Annotated in this window: 4 protein-coding genes and 1 pseudogene; 1 reads left to right on the forward strand and 4 read right to left on the reverse strand. The window is 39.4% G+C overall.

The annotated features are described in order from the left end of the window. Nucleotides 1-166: 166 nt before the first annotated feature. Entirely contained in the window at nt 167-406 is a 240-nt protein-coding gene (locus KIM67_RS18460) for a hypothetical protein (RefSeq protein WP_213833028.1), read from the reverse strand. A 21-nt stretch (nt 407-427) separates the two neighbouring features. Between KIM67_RS18460 and KIM67_RS18720 the strand changes: the two genes are divergently transcribed. Further along, the gene (locus KIM67_RS18720; protein ID WP_256442814.1) at nt 428-550 is read left to right on the forward strand and encodes a hypothetical protein; all 123 of its coding nucleotides are present in this window, start codon (nt 428-430) and stop codon (nt 548-550) included. A gap of 386 nt (nt 551-936) precedes the next feature. Here the strand turns inward: KIM67_RS18720 and KIM67_RS18465 are convergent, their stop codons facing one another. The 3 genes and pseudogenes from KIM67_RS18465 to KIM67_RS18475 all read right to left on the reverse strand — a co-directional run. Beyond that, a complete protein-coding gene (locus tag KIM67_RS18465) occupies nt 937-1,227 on the reverse strand; it encodes a type II toxin-antitoxin system RelE/ParE family toxin (RefSeq protein WP_213833029.1) in 291 nt (96 codons plus the stop codon). After that, nucleotides 1,218-1,445, reverse strand: coding sequence for a hypothetical protein (locus tag KIM67_RS18470; RefSeq protein WP_213833030.1), 228 nt, complete (start codon nt 1,443-1,445; stop codon nt 1,218-1,220). Before KIM67_RS18470 ends, KIM67_RS18465 begins: the two co-directional genes overlap by 10 nt. Before the next feature lie 29 nt (nt 1,446-1,474). Beyond that, nucleotides 1,475-1,689 (reverse strand): annotated as a pseudogene (locus tag KIM67_RS18475) (hypothetical protein); the annotation flags it as partial.

Raw genomic sequence — 1,689 nt, forward strand, 5'->3', positions numbered from 1 at the left:
GGGGAACTAATCTAATATCTTTTTTAAGGACACTTCCTTAATCTTCCTAATGCTCCTTTTTCAAAAATTTATAAAGAACGTTTTGACCTTTCAGCCGATGTAAAGATAATAAAATTCAGCACTTCGGATTAAAGCCCTCGCAATGGCAATCCAGCACTTTCATTCTTCAAGCTTCCTCTGTATTGCCCTTGCTCCCTTTTCCTCGGTATGTTACATAAAACGGGTTATAATACTTGCTCGCACCATCAATGCCGTAGTTATAACCCGTTTTATGTAAAATACTCCCTACCCAACAACACCGGCCTACGCGCCCCAAGCTTCCAACGCCCATAGCGGAACTTTGATTGAAGTTTTTAAATTTGATTGTAGAAGATTGTGAAGACTGAACGCCCTGCGGTTGTCTCATTTTAAAAGGTTTTTCCGTTTGATGGAACTTTCCGTTTTAAAAGATGAAGATTTAGGCGGTGGATTTTTTGAGCGTTGGCAATCTTCAGCTTTTAAAATGGTTGCCCAGCGGCATAGAGCGACACAAAGATTGGTTACGAAGTAAATATTAACTTCTCGTAGTGCGCTGGCAGTAGCGTCGGCAAAAAGCGTTGGCAGAGCGGATATTTTACATAATTTACATTATAACAACGGCTTGGGTGGCGTGGTGGCTGATGTCGGCAGTTTTATAATGCCAATTATGTAAACATAGCTTGGGGCGGTTTTTATGGTGGGATTTTTTGTTTCGGGCTTTGGCAACGGCTCTTTACTTTTTATGATGACCGATTTTTAAGAACTAAAATTTATTGTAAAAAGTAATGTGCCGTTTTTGCGTTGGCCACAAAAATCGTGACGTAAAGACCGCAGAGGCGGTGGCGCGCGGAAGGGCAAAAAAGACAGGGGGAAGTTAGGAACGAACTGGCCGGGTTTTTTGCCCTGGGGATTTTTCTATTAAAGGGGTTTTTGTTTTGTTCCTCTAAAATTGATTAATTCAATAACGCCTTTTCTCGGCTTTGTTCGATAGATGATATAATTGTTTTTATCGACCAATCCTTTGCGAACATTTTTGTATTTTCCCGTTGGTGGACAGATTTTCGGGTACTTACTAATACGCTCTAAAAACTCTTTTAATCGTTGTTCTAAATTTAGGATTTCTCTTTCTGTCCATTCTTCTTCTAAATAGTCAAGAACATTTTGTAATCCTTTATCTGCCTGTGGTGTCCAGATGATGTTTAATGCCATTTATCAAAACGTTTCATTACAGTTTCATTGGCACTATATTCGCCTTTATCCGCTTGTGATAATCCCGCTTTTATTTCGTCTTGCTCTTCTTTGGTCATTTCATCCCACCAGTCGGTCTGCTCTTCGTCAAACACTTTTTTTAGCTTCGCCAATAAGCTTTCTTTTTGCGTCTGCAATAGCAAGTGCATCAATTCTAACTTTGTGGTTTCGATATTCATACAATTCATTTTACTACAAATTTACATTTTTATATTATCGGATGATATTTATTGACTTCTTCCTGTAGATCCTCAAGGTCGTTTATCAGGTAGTTTTCGGTAGAGCTAACATAACGGTGTCCTGCCATATATTGCACTTCCCGTAGGTTGTAAACTTTCAGCCAACCCGTAATTACAGAGGCTCTCATCTGCTTTAGGCTTTCGATTTCCCTGTGTTTCTTCCTCAACTTCTGCAATAGCTTTT

This window comes from Flagellimonas sp. 389 (assembly GCF_018449435.1).
Classification (GTDB): Bacteria; Bacteroidota; Bacteroidia; order Flavobacteriales; family Flavobacteriaceae; genus Flagellimonas.